This window comes from Clavibacter quasicaliforniensis, assembly GCF_051201715.1.
In the GTDB taxonomy this organism is placed as follows: Bacteria; Actinomycetota; Actinomycetes; order Actinomycetales; family Microbacteriaceae; genus Clavibacter; species Clavibacter seminis.
In genome coordinates this window covers 901,881-915,662 of record NZ_CP139624.1, presented here as the reverse complement: position 1 = coordinate 915,662, position 13,782 = coordinate 901,881, and the positions used below count along the sequence as shown (strand labels likewise).

Below are 13,782 nucleotides of genomic sequence, written 5' to 3'. Positions count from 1 at the left end.
TCCGTCGCACCGCCCGTCCGCCGTCGCGGGCGGGCGGGCGGGCGGTCGTGCGTCCGGGGTCAGGCGGCCGCGGTGCGCTGGTCGCTGTAGAGCCGCGCGTACTCGCCGCCGCGGGCGAGCAGCTCGACGTGCGTGCCCTGCTCGACGATGCGGCCGGCGACGACCACGAAGATCACGTCGGCGTCCACCACGGTCGAGAGCCGGTGCGCGATCGCGATCGTGGTGCGGCCGCGTGACGCCGTGTCGAGCGCCTGCTGCACGACGCGCTCCGAGATCGCGTCGAGCGCGCTCGTGGCCTCGTCGAGGATCAGCACGGCCGGGTCCTTGAGCAGCACGCGCGCGATGGCGATGCGCTGCTTCTCGCCGCCGGACAGCCGGTAGCCGCGCTCCCCCACGAGCGTCTCGTAGCCGTCGGGGAACGACTCGATGGTCTGGTGGATGTTCGCGGCGCGCGCCGCGTGCTCGATCTGCTCCTGCGTGGCGTCCGGCCGCGCGTAGCGGAGGTTCTCGCCGATGGTCGCGTGGAAGAGGTAGGTCTCCTGGCTCACGATGCCGATGTTCTCCAGCAGCGACTCCTGCTCGAGGTCGCGCACGTCCTCGCCCGAGAAGAGCACCCGGCCGCCGGTCACGTCGTGGAAGCGCGGGATCAGGTACGACACCGTGGTCTTGCCCGCGCCCGACGGCCCCACGAACGCCGCGAACTGGCCGGGCTGGATCTCGAACGACATGCCGTCGAGGGTCGGCCGCTCGCCTGGCCTGGTGTCGGGGTAGGAGAAGCGCACGTCGTCGAACGCGACGCGGCCGAGGGCCGGGCCTGCGGCCACCTGGCGGGCGTCGTGCCGGTCGCGGATCGCGGGCTCGAGGTCGAGGTACTCGAAGATGCGGGCGAACAGGGCTCCGGAGGTCTGGAGGTCGAGCGCGACGCGCATCAGGCCGATGAGCGGCCACATGAGCCGCGCCTGCACGGTCGTGAAGGCCACGATGGTGCCCGCCGTGACGCTGACGCCGCCCGTGATGAGGAAGCCCGCGACCACGTAGACGATGGCCGGGATGATCGACAGGAAGATCTGCACGAGCGCGAAGAACCACTGGCCGCTCATCTGCTGGCTCACCTGCAGCCGGATCTGGGTGCGGTTCTCGGCCTCGTAGCGCTCGGTCTCCGCGGCCTGCCGGTTGAAGCTCTTCGAGAGCAGGATGCCGGAGACGGAGAGCGTCTCCTGCGTGATCGCCGTCATGTCCGACAGCGACTCCTGCGTCTTCGAGGCGATCCGCGCCCGCACCTGGCCGACGCGCCGCTGCGAGATGACGAGCACGGGCATCAGCACGACGGCCACGAGGGTCAGCTGCCAGTTGAGCACGAGCATCGCGACGAGCGCCGCGATGACGGTCACGGTGTTGCCGAGCACGCTCGAGACGGTGTTGGTGAGGACCGCGGCGACGCCGCCCACGTCGTTCTGCAGCCTGGACTGGATCACGCCCGTCTTGGTGCGCGTGAAGAAGCCGAGCTCCATGCTCTGCAGGTGGCGGAACAGGTCGACGCGCATGGATCCCATGACCCGGTTGCCGACCGTCGCGGTGAGGTACGTCTGCCACACGCCGAGACCGGCGCCCGCGACCCAGATGGCGATCATGATGGCGACGAGCTCGACGAGCACCGGGATGTCGGGGCCGCCGGTGGGCGGGAAGAGCCCGCGGTCGAAGGCCTGCTGCGTGAGCAGCGGCGGCACGACCGTGAGGCCCGCGCCCACCAGCACGAGCGCGATCGTGAGGACCAGCGCCCGGCGGTGGGGCTGGAAGAGCTCCGCGATCCGGCCCAGCAGGTTCTCGACGCGCGGCGCCTCGGCGTTGGCCCTGCGCTGCGCCTCGGCGTCCGCCGCGCTCACCCGTCCGCGGCGTCCGCCGCCCCCGCGCATCCCGCCGCCCGCGGCGATGTCGCCCATCCTCGTCATTCCGGCGATTTTACGCCCGTGGGGGATCTCTCCCGACCACGCCTGCGCCCGCGCCGACGCCGGGCATGACGACGGCCCGGCCGCCCGCGCGAGCGGACGACCGGGCCGGGTCGGGCGGGTGCGGATCAGCCCTTCGTGGATCCCGCCAGCAAGCCCCGCACGAAGTAGCGCTGGAGGCTGAAGAACACGATGAGCGGCACGATGAGCGAGACGAACGCGGCGGCCGTGAGCCGCTGCCAGTCCTGCCCGCGCGTGCCCGTGAGCTCGGCGAGGCGCTGCGTGAGCGGCGCGACGTCCGGGGTGCCGCCCGAGAAGATCAGCGCCACCAGCAGGTCGTTCCAGACCCAGAGGAACTGGAAGATCGCGAACGACGCGATGGCCGGGAGCGCCAGCGGCAGCACGATGCGGAAGAACACCTGGCCGTGGCTCGCGCCGTCGACGCGGGCCGCCTCGATGACCTCGCCCGGGATCTCCGAGATGAAGTTGTGCAGCAGGAAGATCGCGAGCGGCAGCGCGAAGATCGTGTGCGCCACCCACACCGGCAGGTAGCCCTGCTCGGGGATGAGCGGGATCACGCCGTGCACGGCCTCCTGCAGCGGGCGCAGGGTCCGCGTGAACATCTGCAGCAGCGGGATGAGCGCCATCTGCAGCGGCACGATCTGCAACGCGAAGATCAGCACGAACAGGAAGTTCGAGCCCTTGAACTTGATCCACGCGAACGCGTACGCCGCCATCGACGCGATGACGAGCGGGAACAGCGTCGCCGGGATCGCGATGGCGAGCGAGTTCACGAAGTACGAGCCCAGCTGCGGCGACGACTGCGAGGTGGAGAGCAGCACGTCCTGGTAGTTGTCGAGCGTGAAGCCCGGGTTCTGGAAGATCGTCCACCAGCCCGTGGTCTGGATGAGGCCGGCCGGGCGGAACGACGAGACGAACAGGCCGAAGGTCGGCAGCGTCCAGAGCACCGCGATGACGAGCGCGGCGACCGTGGCGCGACGCGACGTGAGCCGGTTCTTGACGCGGCGGCTCTTCGCCCCGACGCTGGCGGCCTGCTCGATGGTGCCGCGGCGCGTCCCGCGGTCCGCGACGGGCAGGTCGGCGGGTGCGACGCTCATCGGATCTCCCTCTGCTTGCTCATGACGCGGACGTTGTAGATGACGATCGGCAGCACCATCAGGAACAGCACGATCGCGAGCGCCGAGCCGCGGCCCTGCTCGCCGGCGCGGAACGCCTGCGTGTACATCTCGTTGGCGATGACGCTCGTGTCGAAGTTGCCCGCGGTCATGGTGCGGACGATGTCGAACACCTTGAGCGTCGCGATGGAGATGGTGGTGACCACCACGACGAGCGACCCGCGGATCCCGGGGAGCGTCACGTTCGTGAAGCGCTGCCAGGCGTTGGTGCCGTCGAGCTGGGCGGCCTCGATCTGCTCGGTCGGCACGCCCTTGATGCTCGCGGAGAGCACGACCATGGCGAAGCCGGTCTGGATCCAGATCATCACGATGATGAGCAGCGCCGTGTTGATGGGCGAGGTCAGCAGCCACTGCACGGGCTCCTGGCCCGTCCAGACGAGGATCTGGTTGAGCAGGCCGATCTGCGCGTTGTCGCCCGACTTGTAGTCGTAGACGAAGCGCCAGATGATGCCGGCGCCGACGAACGAGATGGCCATCGGCATGAAGACGAGGGCCTTGAAGTACTTCTCGCCGCGCGACTTGTCGATGAAGACCGCGTAGGCGAGGCCGATGGCCGTCGACAGCAGCGGCACGAAGATCACCCAGATCACCGTGTTGAGCAGCGTGCGCAGCGCGGACGGCTGGGTGAACATCCAGACGAAGTTGTCGAACCCGGCCCATTCCCCCGAGTTGTCGCGGAAGGCGAGGAGGGTCGTGCGGAACGCCGGGTAGATGAGGCCGACGGCCAGCAGGATCAGCGCGGGGAGCACGAACGCGCCGAGCTGGACCCAGTCCTTGCCGCGCTTCGGCGCCTTGTCGATGAGGAAGAGGATCAGCCCGATCACCACGGCGAAGACGGCGAGCGCCACCACCACCTGGAGGATCTTGCCGATCAGATCAGCGGTCGTCATGGACGTCTCGCCCTTCGGGTCGGGGGATGTGGGAGCGGGGCCGCCGCGCGTACGCGGCGGCCCCGCATGGCCCCGCACGGATGCGGGAGCCGGTGCCGGCCCGGTCAGGGCCGGCGGTGGATCAGCCGGCGGTGGATCAGCCGGCGTCGATCAGGACGCGGGCCAGCTCGACTCGATGGCGTCGACCGTCTTCTGGGTGGAGTCGCCGCTCAGCCAGCCGACGATCCCCTTCCAGAAGGAGTCGGTGCCGACCGCGCCGGGCATGAGGTCCGAGCCGTCGAACCGGAACGTGGCGTCCGGGTCCTGCAGGATCTCGATGCTCTGCTTCAGGATGTCGCTCGACGCGTTCGCGGGGTCGAGCCCCTTGTTCGCGCTGATGACGCCGCCGAGGCTCACGCGGTTGTTCGCCCAGGTGTCGCTCGAGAGGTAGGAGAGCACCGCGGTGATCTCGTCGCTCGTCTTGAACGCGCCGACGAGCTCGCCGCCGCCGGTGACGGTCGTCGCGTCGCCCTCGTTCGTGGGCGGCAGGAGGAACGCGTAGACGTCGCCGTCGGGCGAGACCTTCGCGTCGGTGCCGTCCGCCTTCTTCCAGAAGCCCTCGTAGAACGAGGCCTGGTGGTGCAGCGAGCACTCGCCGTCCAGGATCGGGAGGCCGGCGTCGCCGAACTCCGTGGAGATGATCGACGAGACGTCGCCCAGGCCGCCGTTGACATAGTCCGGGTTCTTGATGATGTCGCCGACCGCGTCGAACGCCTGCACGATGGCGGGGTCGTTGAACGGGATCTGGTGCGTGACCCACTTGTCGTAGGTCTCGGCGCCGGACTGGCGGATGACGAAGCTCTCGACCCAGTCGGTGCCCGGCCAGCCGGTGGCGTCGCCGGAGCCGATGCCGACGCACCAGGGCTTGTGGTCGCCCTCGTCGGCGATCTTCTTGGTGAGGTCCATGAGCTGGGCGGTGGACTTGGGGATCTCGTAGCCCTTCTCCTCGAACTCCGCCGGCGAGTACCAGACGTAGCCCTTGACGCTCGCCATCAGCGGCGCGCCGTAGAAGGTCCCGTCGACGGTGCCGTAGCCCTTCCAGTCGGTGGACCAGTTCTTGTCGACGTTCTCCTCGACCGCCGCGGGGGCGGGCTGCAGGAAGCCCTTCGTGGCGAGCACGTTGAAGAGGCCAGGCTGCGGGATGATGCCGATGTCGGGGGCCGACTGGCCCTCGGCGAGGACCGCGATCTGCGCCTCGAACTCCTTGGTGCCCTGGTAGTTCACGGTGATGCCCGTGCAGGACTCGAAGTCCTTCCACGACTCGACGAGGCGGTCGGCCTCGTCGTCCTGGATCGTGCCGCCGATGCTGACCTCGGGGCTCCCGTCGAACGTGCCGTACGACGAGTACGGCGAGCAGTCGGTGTCCGCGGCGTCCTCGGCCGCGATGTCGCCCGTGCAGCCCGTGAGCGCGAGGCCGGCGATGCCGACCGCTGCGAGGGGTGCCGCGAAGCGACGTCGGAATAGGGCGTGGCCCATGTGCGTCTCCTCTTCATCGAGTGGATGCGGGTCCGCCCCGCCGTCCTGTCATGCGCGCGTCGGCGGGTGAGGCGCCGTCGCCTGAAAACTTTTCCGCCGTATGGGGAACCGGTTCCACAGGTCAACGTAGGGGAGCTCGCAGGTCACGGCAAGGTGGCTGAGGTAACGAAACGGTCTACTTCGCGGCGTCGGCGTGGGCGCACGCGCCGCGGATGGTCCATCATCGGACTCGGCCCCCGCGCATCCTGGAACCGCTTCCAGTGCGCGCGTCCGGCGCGACGAGGCGCCGCGGGTCCCGATGGAGGGAGCGCGATGAGCGCCATCGCCGACGTCGCCCGGCTGGCCGGGGTCTCCAAGGCCACGGCCTCGCGCGCCCTCAGCGGCCGCGGCTACGTCTCCCCCGCCACGCGGACCCGCGTCTCCGATGCCGCGGCGCAGATCGGCTACGTCGTCTCCTCGAACGCGTCGAGCCTCGTCACCGGCCGGTCGAAGAACGTGGGCGTCGTCATGCCCTTCATCAACCGCTGGTTCTTCGCGGAGCTGCTCGAGGGGATCGAGGAGGCGCTCATCGAGGCCGACCACGACCTCACGCTGTACCGCCTCACCGCGGATCCCGAGCAGCGCAGGAAGGTCTTCGAGTACTTCCTCGTGCGGAAGCGCGTGGACGCGGTCATCGCCGTGAGCGTCGCGCTCACGCCCGCGGAGGTCGTCCGGCTGCGCGCGCTCGACAAGCCGCTCGTCGGGATCGGCGGGCCGGTCGAGGGGATGAGCACCCTGAGCATCGACGACGAGGCGGCGGCGCGTCTCGCGACCGAGCACCTGCTGAGCCTCGGGCACGCGCGCGTCGTGCACCTCGGCGGCGACCTGCACGCGCAGATGGCCTTCTTCGTGCACGCGAAGCGGCTCGCGGGCTACCGGGCGGCGATCGACGCGGATCCGCGCGGGCTCGAGGCGCGGTTCGCCACGGCCGAGTTCACGATCGACGGCGGCTTCCGCTCGGCCATGGCGCTGCTCGCCGATCCGCGCACGCGGCCGACGGCGATCTTCGCCGCATCCGACGAGATCGCCATCGGGACGATCCTCGCGGCCCGGCAGCTGGGCATCGCCGTGCCCGCGGAGCTCTCGGTCGCCGGGATCGACGGGCACGCGCTCGCGCCGCTGTTCGGGCTGACGACGGTCGAGCAGCACCCGCGGCTGCAGGGGCGGGCCGCCGTGGGCTTGGTGTTCGAGGGGCTCGCGGCGGAGGGCGCCGCGGATCGCACCGTGACGGTGCCCGTCGACTTCCAGGCGCGCACCAGCACGACAGCGCCCCCGGCCCCGCCTGCGCCGTGAGGGCGGGCGGGATCGGGGGCGGCGGGATGCGCCGTCCGTGCGTCAGGCGTCGCCGGCGGTGACGGCCTGCGCCTCGTCCAGGGCGTCGACCGGCGCCTCGTCGACGCGGCGGAGCCATCGGTGGCCGGCCACCACGATCACGAGGGCGACGAGGACGGATCCGGCTGCGGCGTAGTACGGCGTCGCGTCCGAGAAGAGGTCCGCCAGCTCGGTCGCCGCGGGCGGGGCGATGGCGCCACCGAGGAACCGCACGGACGAGTACGCGGAGGACGCGACGCTGCGCGGGTGGTCCGTGGCCTCCATCACGCACTCGGTGAGCACGGTGTTGAGGACGCCGAGGAGGAGCCCGCCGACGATCACGCAGACCACGAGGCCGATCGAGGAGCGGACCACGAGCCCGGCGGCGGCGAGGTCGACGGCGAGCAGCGGGAGCACGAGCCGGAGGACCGAGGTGCGCGCCATCCGCCGGGTGAGGATCGGTGCCACGAGCACCGACGTGATGGCGAGGCCGACTCCCCAGCCGAAGAACGTGAGGCCGAGGCCGATGGCGTCGAAGCCCAGCGGGAACGGCGTGTAGGCGAGCAGCACGAAGAAGCCGATGTTGTAGAACAGCGCGGCCGCGGCGAGCACCGCGAGGGCCGGGGTGCGGAGCGCGCGCAGCGGTGCGGAGAGGCGCATGGGCGCGCGGGGCGCGTCGTCCTTGCCGAGGAGGGCGAGGATCGCGACGAAGCCGACCGCCATGAGCGTCGCGGTGCCGAAGAACGGGCCCCGCCAGCTCCAGCTGCCGAGGAGGCCGCCGAGCAGCGGGCCGATCGCGATGCCGAGGCCGAGCGCCGCCTCGTAGAGCATGATCGCGGACGCGGTGCCGCCGGACGCGGATCCGACGATGGTCGCGAGCGCGGTCGAGATGAAGAGCGCGTTGCCGAGGCCCCAGCCGGCGCGGAAGCCGATGACCTGCTCCACGTCCTGCGAGAGGCCGGCCGCCGCCGCGAAGACCACGATGATCGCCAGCCCGATGAGGAGGGTGCGCTTGGCGCCGATGCGGCTGGAGATCCAGCTGGTGATGAGCATGGCGAGGCCGGTGACGAGCAGGTAGCTCGTGAAGAGGAGCTCGGTCTCGGTGGCGGTGGCGTCGAGGCTCGAGGCGATGGCGGGGAGGATCGGGTCGACGAGCCCGATGCCCATGAACGCGATGACGCACGCGAAGGCGACGGCGAAGACGGAGCGGGGCTGGCGGAAGATGTCGCGGAACGACGCGTGCTGCTGGGTGGACACGGGTGCGGTGTCGCCTCCTGGGATCGGTGCGGATGGATGTGCGCGGATGGGTCGTGCGGTGCCGGCGGTCAGTCGCCCGCGGGCGCGGGAGCGCCGTCGACGCGCGCCATGACCACCTCGACGGCGCGCGCGAGCGCGGCCACGTCGGCGGCCGGGAGGTCGGCGAAGCGCGGCACGAGCGCGGTGGCCAGGCGGTCGCGCCAGTCGTCGAGCGCGGCGCGGCCGGCCGGGGTGATCTCGAGCAGGGTCGCGCGCGCGTCGGACGGGTCGGCCACCTGCGCGATCCAGCCCTGCCCGACGAGCGAGCGCACGATCTTGGTGGTCGTGGGCTGCGAGACGCGGCTTCGCTCGGCGAGCACGCCGAGGCGCATCCCGCCCGGCCACGTCACGAGCACCGAGAGGGTGCGCCAGACGGCGGGCGAGCTCGTGCCGCCCACCTCGTGCGCGGCGAGGCGCGTGAGGCGGTGCCCGGCGGTCACCAGGTCCCCGAGCAGGGCGCGCAGGTCGTGATCGGTCATGCGAGAAGCATATAGCCAAGCTATGTGCTTGTCGCCCCCTCCCCTGCGGGGATGTCCTCGAACGGAAAGCCCCGCCCCTCGCCTCGACCCGGGTGACCGCGGGGACGTAGCGTGGTGGGACGACGCCCGCCCGCCCGGGCACCCGCCCCGAAGGACCCCATGAGCGACGCGCCGACCATCGACGGGCTCGAGCACGCGATGGGCGAGGCCCTGGACGGCGGCGCCGACGCGCAGGCCGCGGCGCTCCTCGCCGCCGGATGGCCCCTGCACGTCGACCTCCACTCCGACCGCATCCGCGCCCTCTACGACCGGCTCGACCCCGCGCTGTGGGAGGACGACGCCTGGCTCGTCACCGGCATGGCCGCCACCTACCGCGGCGCGGTCGCCTCCGACCGCCGGGCCTCCATCGCCTACCGGTCCGCGCTCGACCTCCTCCTCACCGCGGATCCCCCGCCCGCCGCCCCGACGCGCGCCGCGGTCCTCGCGCATCGGGCCGCGGGCGACCGCCGGGTGGGCCGGCTGGCCGAGGCGCGCGACTCCCTCCACGAGGCCCGCGGGATCCTCGACACCGACCGCGGGATCCCGCTGCAGGAGCGCATCACCCTCCAGGCCCGCGTCGCGCTGCAGCACGGTCTCGTGCTCACGCACCTCGGCGACTTCACCGCGGCGCGCGACGAGCTCCGCATCGCGGAGGGCCTGGGCGAGCGCCACCTCGTGCTGCCCGACCGGCTGGAGTGCCGCGGCGCGCTCGCCTACCTCGCCTACTGCCTCGGCGAGATCGAGGAGGCGCGCGACCTCGTCGTGCGCGCCCGCGGCCTGCTGGCCTCGCCGGGGGCCGATCCAGCGCTGGCCCGCAGCGGGTTCCTCGCGCCGGCCGAGATCGCCGCCACGCTGATCGCGGTGGACGAGACGCGTCCGGACGAGGCGACCCTCATCGTCGACGGCCTCCGTCCCGCGAGCGACGGCACCGACTGGGAGCTGCTCGCCCGCTACGCCGAGGCCACCGTGGCCGCGATCCGGGGCCTCCGGCTCGACGCGCTCGAGCACCTGCGACGGCTGCACAACCTCGGCGTGGGCTGGGCGGAGCACGGCCCCGTCCCGACCATGCGCGACACGCTGCGGGCGTCGCTCCTCGTGCACCTGGACCAGCCGGCCGCGGCGTGGGACCTGCTCCGCACCCTCGAGCCGACGGCGCAGCACTCGACGTGCCCGGCGATGATCGCCGGTCGGCTGCGGGTCCAGGCCGACGACCACGTCGGCGCCCTCGCCCAGATGGCGGACTGCCTCGCGCTCGGCGACGCGCACTCGGGGCGCACCCTCGACGACGTGCTGCTCGTCGTCGCGGCGGCGTACCACGGCCTCGGCGACCACGCGCGGAGCGACCACGCGTTCGACCGCGCGGCGCTGCACGCCGTGACGACCGGCATCCTCCGGCCGTTCGCGGTGTTCCCCGCCGCGGCGTCGCATGCGCTGCTCGACCGTGCCCTCGAGCGGGATCAGCTGCCGGACGTGCGGGAGATGCTCGTCGGCGTCCGCGCGGGGCGGGTGCGCGTCGAGTCCGCGCCGGTGGATCCGCTCACCGACCGCGAGCGCCTCATCGTCGCGTGCCTGGCCGACGGCCTGACGGTGACGCAGATCGCCGCCCGGCTCTTCATCTCGCCCAACACGGTGAAGTCGCACGTGCGGAGCGCCTACCGGAAGCTCGACGCGACGTCGCGATCCGAGGCAGTGGAGCGGGCGCGCGCCCTCGGGCACGACCTGCGGCCGGGCGTCGCCTGAGCCGACCGAGCCCGGGGACGACGCAGGGCGCCGACCCCCGAGGGGATCGGCGCCCTGAGCGCTGTGCTGTGGTGCGAGCTACTTGACGGTGACCGTCGCGCCCGCGGCCTCGAGCTGGGCCTTCGCCTTGTCGGCGGCCTCCTTGTTGGCGCCCTCCAGGACGGCCTTGGGGGCTCCGTCGACGAGGGCCTTCGCCTCACCGAGGCCGAGGCTGGTGAGGGCGCGCACCTCCTTGATGACCTGGATCTTCTTGTCGCCGGCGGCCTCGAGGATGACGTCGAACGCGGTCTTCTCCTCGACCTCCTCGGCGGGGGCAGCGGCGCCGGGGGCGGCGGCAGCGGCGACGGGGGCCGCGGCGGTGACCTCGAACACCTCCTCGAACTTCTTGACGAAGTCGCTGAGCTCGATGAGCGTGAGCTCCTTGAAGGCCTCGATGAGCTCGTCGTTAGAGAGCTTTGCCATTGTGTATCTCCTTGGGTTGGTGTGGTGTCTCTTGGGATCAGTGCGTCGCGCCCCGGGGATGGGACCCGAGGGGTGCTACTGAGCCGATTCCTGCTTCTCGCGCAGCGCCTCGACGGTGCGTACGGCCTGCGAGAGCGGTGCGTTGAACAGGTACGCCGCGCCGAAGAGCGAGGCCTTGAAGGCGCCGGCGAGCTTGCCCAGCAGCACCTCCCGCGACTCGAGGTCGGCGAGCTTGTTCACCTCGTCCGCCGTCAGGGGGTTGCCGTCGAAGTAACCGCCCTTCACGACGAGAAGAGGGTTGGCCTTGGTGAAGGTGCGCAGCGCCTTCGCGACGGCGACGGTGTCGCCGTGCACGAACGCGATCGCGGACGGGCCGACGAGCTCGTCGTCGAACGACGAGATCCCCGCCTGGTTCGCCGCGATCTTGGTCAGCGTGTTCTTCACCACGGCGTAGGTCGCGTCTGCACTGATGCTCTTCCGCAGCTGCTTGAGCTGGGCAACGGTGAGACCGCGGTACTCGGTGAGCAGTACGGCGTTCGAGCTGCGGAACTTCTCCGCGAGCTCGGCGACCGAGGCTTCCTTGTTCGCCATGGCACTCCTTATCACGTGGTTCCCCGACACCGCGGAAGCGGTGCGAGGTGCTGGCAGCCCCCGGCTCCGCACATGAGAAACGCTCCGGCACAGGAGGCCGGAGCGGGAGTGTCGCGCAGGCCCTCAGGGCATGCGCTGCATCGTGCTTCGATCACCTGCGCGGGCCTTCACATGAGTGAACCTTCGTCCGGCGCATCCCCTCGCGGAGGCACGCCGACGACCAGCGGTCTGTGGCTCCGCTCAGAGTAGGCGACGGAGGACCGCCCGCGCAAGTCGAGGGCGCGGGCGGTCCCGGCGCGACTAGTAGCCGACGACCGCGTGCGGCACGTAGTGCTCCTCGAGCAGGGACACCTCGTCGGCCGTGAGCTCGAGATCCAGCGATGCGACCGCGTCCTCGATGTGCGCGACCTTCGTCCCGCCCACGATGGGCGCGGTGACGACGGGGTTCCGCGACACCCAGGCCAGCGCGACCTGCGCGCGCGGCACCCCGCGGGCCCCGGCCACCTCGGCGACCGCGGCCGCGAGCCGGCGATCCGAGTCCTCCTGGGCCGCGTAGAGCGTCTTCCCGAACTCGTCCGTCTCGCTCCGGTCGGTCGTCGCGTCCCAGTCGCGAGTGAGGCGGCCGCGGGCGAGCGGGCTCCAGGGCAGGGATCCCACGCCCTCGTCGGCGCAGAGGGGCAGCATCTCGCGCTCCTCCTCGCGGTTCACGAGGTTGTAGTGGTCCTGCATCGTGACGAAGCGCGCCCAGCCGTTCGCCCGCTGCAGGTGCAGCGCCTTCGAGAACCGCCACGCGTCCATCGACGAGGCCCCGAGGTAGCGCACCTTGCCGGCGCGCACGAGGTCGTCGAGCGCCTCGAGCGTCTCCTCGAGCGGCGTCGCCGGGTCGAAGCGGTGGATCTGGTACAGGTCCACGTAATCGGTCCCGAGCCGCCGGAGGCTCTCGTCGATCTGCCACATGATGTGCTTCCGCGACAGCCCGCGCGAGTTCGGTCCCTCCCCCATGGCGCCGTGCACCTTGGTGGCGATCACGATCTCCTCGCGCTTCGTCATGGCCTCCAGCGCGCGGCCCGTGATCTCCTCGCTCGAGCCGTCGGAGTACACGTTCGCCGTGTCGAAGAACGTGATCCCGAGCTCGACCGCGCGGCGGATGAGCGGGATCGAGTCATCCTCCGAGAGCGTCCACGCGTGGTTGCCGCGCGTCGGCTCGCCGTAGCTCATGCAGCCGAGCGCGATGGCCGAGACCTCGGTGCCCGTGCTGCCCAGCTTCACGTACCTCACGACGGGTGCCCCGCGACCGGGTCGTCGCCGGTGGTGGCCGGGGCGTGGTCGCGCCAGGTGTGCTCGGGCTCGTAGCCGAGGATCCGGCGGGCCTTCTCGATGGACAGCAGCGTCTCGTGCTCGCCCAGCTCCTTGGTGACCTCGACGCCGGGGAAGACCTCGGCCGCGAGCCCTGCGCTGGAGCGGCTCATCACGGTGTCGGCGTTCGCGACGATGAAGCGGTCGAATCCGGTCCCGTCGTGCTCGAGCGCCTTGCGGACCGCCTGCGCGCCGTCGCGGCCGTCGATGTAGCCCCACAGGTTCCACTTGCGCGCGAGCGCGTCGTCGTCGAAGCCCGGGAACGCCTCGTAGTCGTCGACGTCCATGACGTTGGAGAAGCGGAGCGCGGTGACCTGGAGCTCGGGATCCCACCGGCACAGCTCGATCGCCATCTGCTCCTCGAGGTGCTTGACGAGCGAGTAGGTGCTGTTCGGCTGGGCCGGGTACTCCTCGTCGACCGGGATGTACGGCGGCGGCACGTCGAACGGGAGGCCGAGCACGGTCTCGCTGGACGCGTAGACGATCTTCTTGATGCCCGCCCGCTGCGCGGCCTGGAAGACGTTGAAGCTCGTGAGCATGTTGTTGTGGAACGTGGCCACGTCGCTCAGGATCGCGGGGGCCGGGATCGCGGCGAGGTGCACGACGGCGTCGAACCCGTCGTGCAGGTCCTGGACGCCGAAGAGGGCGTCGATCACCTGCCCGTAGTCGGTGGTGTCGACGCGGACGTAGCCGGATCCGCGCTCCCCCACCTGGTCGACGTTGGTGACTTCGTGTCCGTGGGCGCGCAGGTCGGCCACGACGTGGCGGCCGAGCTTCCCCGAGCCTCCGGTGACGGCAATTCTCATCAGCGAGCATCTCCTTCGTGGGCGGTTCCGCCCGCGTCCCATCCTGGCCCGCAGCCGGGGGAGGCGACAGCCGCATGGAGGACACCCGCAGCCCGCTGGCACGGCGACGGCCCGCC

12 protein-coding genes are annotated in these 13,782 nt (G+C 71.4%); 2 read left to right on the top strand and 10 right to left on the bottom strand.

All coding sequences use genetic code 11. The annotated features are described in order from the left end of the window. Window positions 1-59: 59 nt before the first annotated feature. The 4 genes from NL142_RS04475 to NL142_RS04460 all read right to left on the bottom strand — a co-directional run bounded on the left by NL142_RS04475 (window position 60) and on the right by NL142_RS04460 (window position 5,547). Window positions 60-1,940: an ABC transporter ATP-binding protein gene (locus tag NL142_RS04475; protein WP_435081631.1), complete on the bottom strand. Its 1,881-nt coding sequence runs from the start codon at window positions 1,938-1,940 to the stop codon at window positions 60-62. Between the two features lie 134 nt (window positions 1,941-2,074). Further along, complete coding sequence (locus tag NL142_RS04470) at window positions 2,075-3,064, bottom strand: carbohydrate ABC transporter permease (protein WP_153259838.1); 990 nt, start codon at window positions 3,062-3,064, stop codon at window positions 2,075-2,077. Next, a complete protein-coding gene (locus tag NL142_RS04465; RefSeq protein ID WP_435081131.1) occupies window positions 3,061-4,032 on the bottom strand; it encodes a carbohydrate ABC transporter permease in 972 nt (323 codons plus the stop codon). The genes NL142_RS04470 and NL142_RS04465 overlap by 4 nt, the downstream gene beginning before the upstream one ends. Window positions 4,033-4,182: 150 nt before the next feature. Further along, window positions 4,183-5,547, bottom strand: a complete 1,365-nt coding sequence (locus NL142_RS04460) for an ABC transporter substrate-binding protein (protein ID WP_435081130.1) — start codon at window positions 5,545-5,547, stop codon at window positions 4,183-4,185. Between the two features lie 312 nt (window positions 5,548-5,859). Between NL142_RS04460 and NL142_RS04455 the strand changes: the two genes are divergently transcribed. Continuing rightward, on the top strand, window positions 5,860-6,879 hold the full coding sequence (locus tag NL142_RS04455; protein ID WP_435081129.1) for a LacI family DNA-binding transcriptional regulator: 1,020 nt from the start codon (window positions 5,860-5,862) through the stop codon (window positions 6,877-6,879). A gap of 42 nt (window positions 6,880-6,921) precedes the next feature. On the opposite strand, the gene NL142_RS04450 is transcribed toward NL142_RS04455, so the two are convergent. Next, window positions 6,922-8,154, bottom strand: coding sequence for an MFS transporter (locus NL142_RS04450; protein ID WP_435081128.1), 1,233 nt, complete (start codon window positions 8,152-8,154; stop codon window positions 6,922-6,924). A 68-nt stretch (window positions 8,155-8,222) separates the two neighbouring features. Further along, entirely contained in the window at window positions 8,223-8,672 is a 450-nt protein-coding gene (locus NL142_RS04445) for a MarR family winged helix-turn-helix transcriptional regulator (RefSeq protein WP_194683171.1), read from the bottom strand. Window positions 8,673-8,831: 159 nt separating this feature from the next. Here NL142_RS04445 and NL142_RS04440 point away from each other — a divergent pair, with 159 nt between their 5' ends. Then, complete coding sequence (locus NL142_RS04440) at window positions 8,832-10,451, top strand: LuxR C-terminal-related transcriptional regulator (RefSeq protein ID WP_435081127.1); 1,620 nt, start codon at window positions 8,832-8,834, stop codon at window positions 10,449-10,451. 78 nt (window positions 10,452-10,529) lie between these two features. On the opposite strand, the gene rplL is transcribed toward NL142_RS04440, so the two are convergent. The 4 genes from rplL to NL142_RS04420 all read right to left on the bottom strand — a co-directional run bounded on the left by rplL (window position 10,530) and on the right by NL142_RS04420 (window position 13,666). Continuing rightward, the gene (gene rplL, locus NL142_RS04435; protein WP_012037546.1) at window positions 10,530-10,913 is read right to left on the bottom strand and encodes a 50S ribosomal protein L7/L12; all 384 of its coding nucleotides are present in this window, start codon (window positions 10,911-10,913) and stop codon (window positions 10,530-10,532) included. 75 nt (window positions 10,914-10,988) lie between these two features. After that, window positions 10,989-11,504 carry a 50S ribosomal protein L10 gene (rplJ, locus tag NL142_RS04430; protein ID WP_012037545.1) on the bottom strand — a complete coding sequence of 172 codons (516 nt, stop codon included), beginning with the start codon at window positions 11,502-11,504 and terminating at the stop codon, window positions 10,989-10,991. Between the two features lie 300 nt (window positions 11,505-11,804). Next, a complete protein-coding gene (locus NL142_RS04425; RefSeq protein WP_435081126.1) occupies window positions 11,805-12,782 on the bottom strand; it encodes an aldo/keto reductase in 978 nt (325 codons plus the stop codon). Further along, complete coding sequence (locus tag NL142_RS04420) at window positions 12,779-13,666, bottom strand: NAD-dependent epimerase/dehydratase family protein (RefSeq protein WP_435081125.1); 888 nt, start codon at window positions 13,664-13,666, stop codon at window positions 12,779-12,781. Before NL142_RS04420 ends, NL142_RS04425 begins: the two co-directional genes overlap by 4 nt. Window positions 13,667-13,782: the final 116 nt, after the last annotated feature.

Coding starts and splice junctions, on each gene's coding strand:
- NL142_RS04475 (WP_435081631.1), bottom strand. CDS start 1,940: ATGGGCGACATCGCCGCGGGCGGCGGGATGCGCGGGGGCGGCGGACGC.
- NL142_RS04470 (WP_153259838.1), bottom strand. CDS start 3,064: ATGAGCGTCGCACCCGCCGACCTGCCCGTCGCGGACCGCGGGACGCGC.
- NL142_RS04465 (WP_435081131.1), bottom strand. CDS start 4,032: ATGACGACCGCTGATCTGATCGGCAAGATCCTCCAGGTGGTGGTGGCG.
- NL142_RS04460 (WP_435081130.1), bottom strand. CDS start 5,547: ATGGGCCACGCCCTATTCCGACGTCGCTTCGCGGCACCCCTCGCAGCG.
- NL142_RS04455 (WP_435081129.1), top strand. CDS start 5,860: ATGAGCGCCATCGCCGACGTCGCCCGGCTGGCCGGGGTCTCCAAGGCC.
- NL142_RS04445 (WP_194683171.1), bottom strand. CDS start 8,672: ATGACCGATCACGACCTGCGCGCCCTGCTCGGGGACCTGGTGACCGCC.
- NL142_RS04440 (WP_435081127.1), top strand. CDS start 8,832: ATGAGCGACGCGCCGACCATCGACGGGCTCGAGCACGCGATGGGCGAG.
- rplL (WP_012037546.1), bottom strand. CDS start 10,913: ATGGCAAAGCTCTCTAACGACGAGCTCATCGAGGCCTTCAAGGAGCTC.
- rplJ (WP_012037545.1), bottom strand. CDS start 11,504: ATGGCGAACAAGGAAGCCTCGGTCGCCGAGCTCGCGGAGAAGTTCCGC.
- NL142_RS04420 (WP_435081125.1), bottom strand. CDS start 13,666: ATGAGAATTGCCGTCACCGGAGGCTCGGGGAAGCTCGGCCGCCACGTC.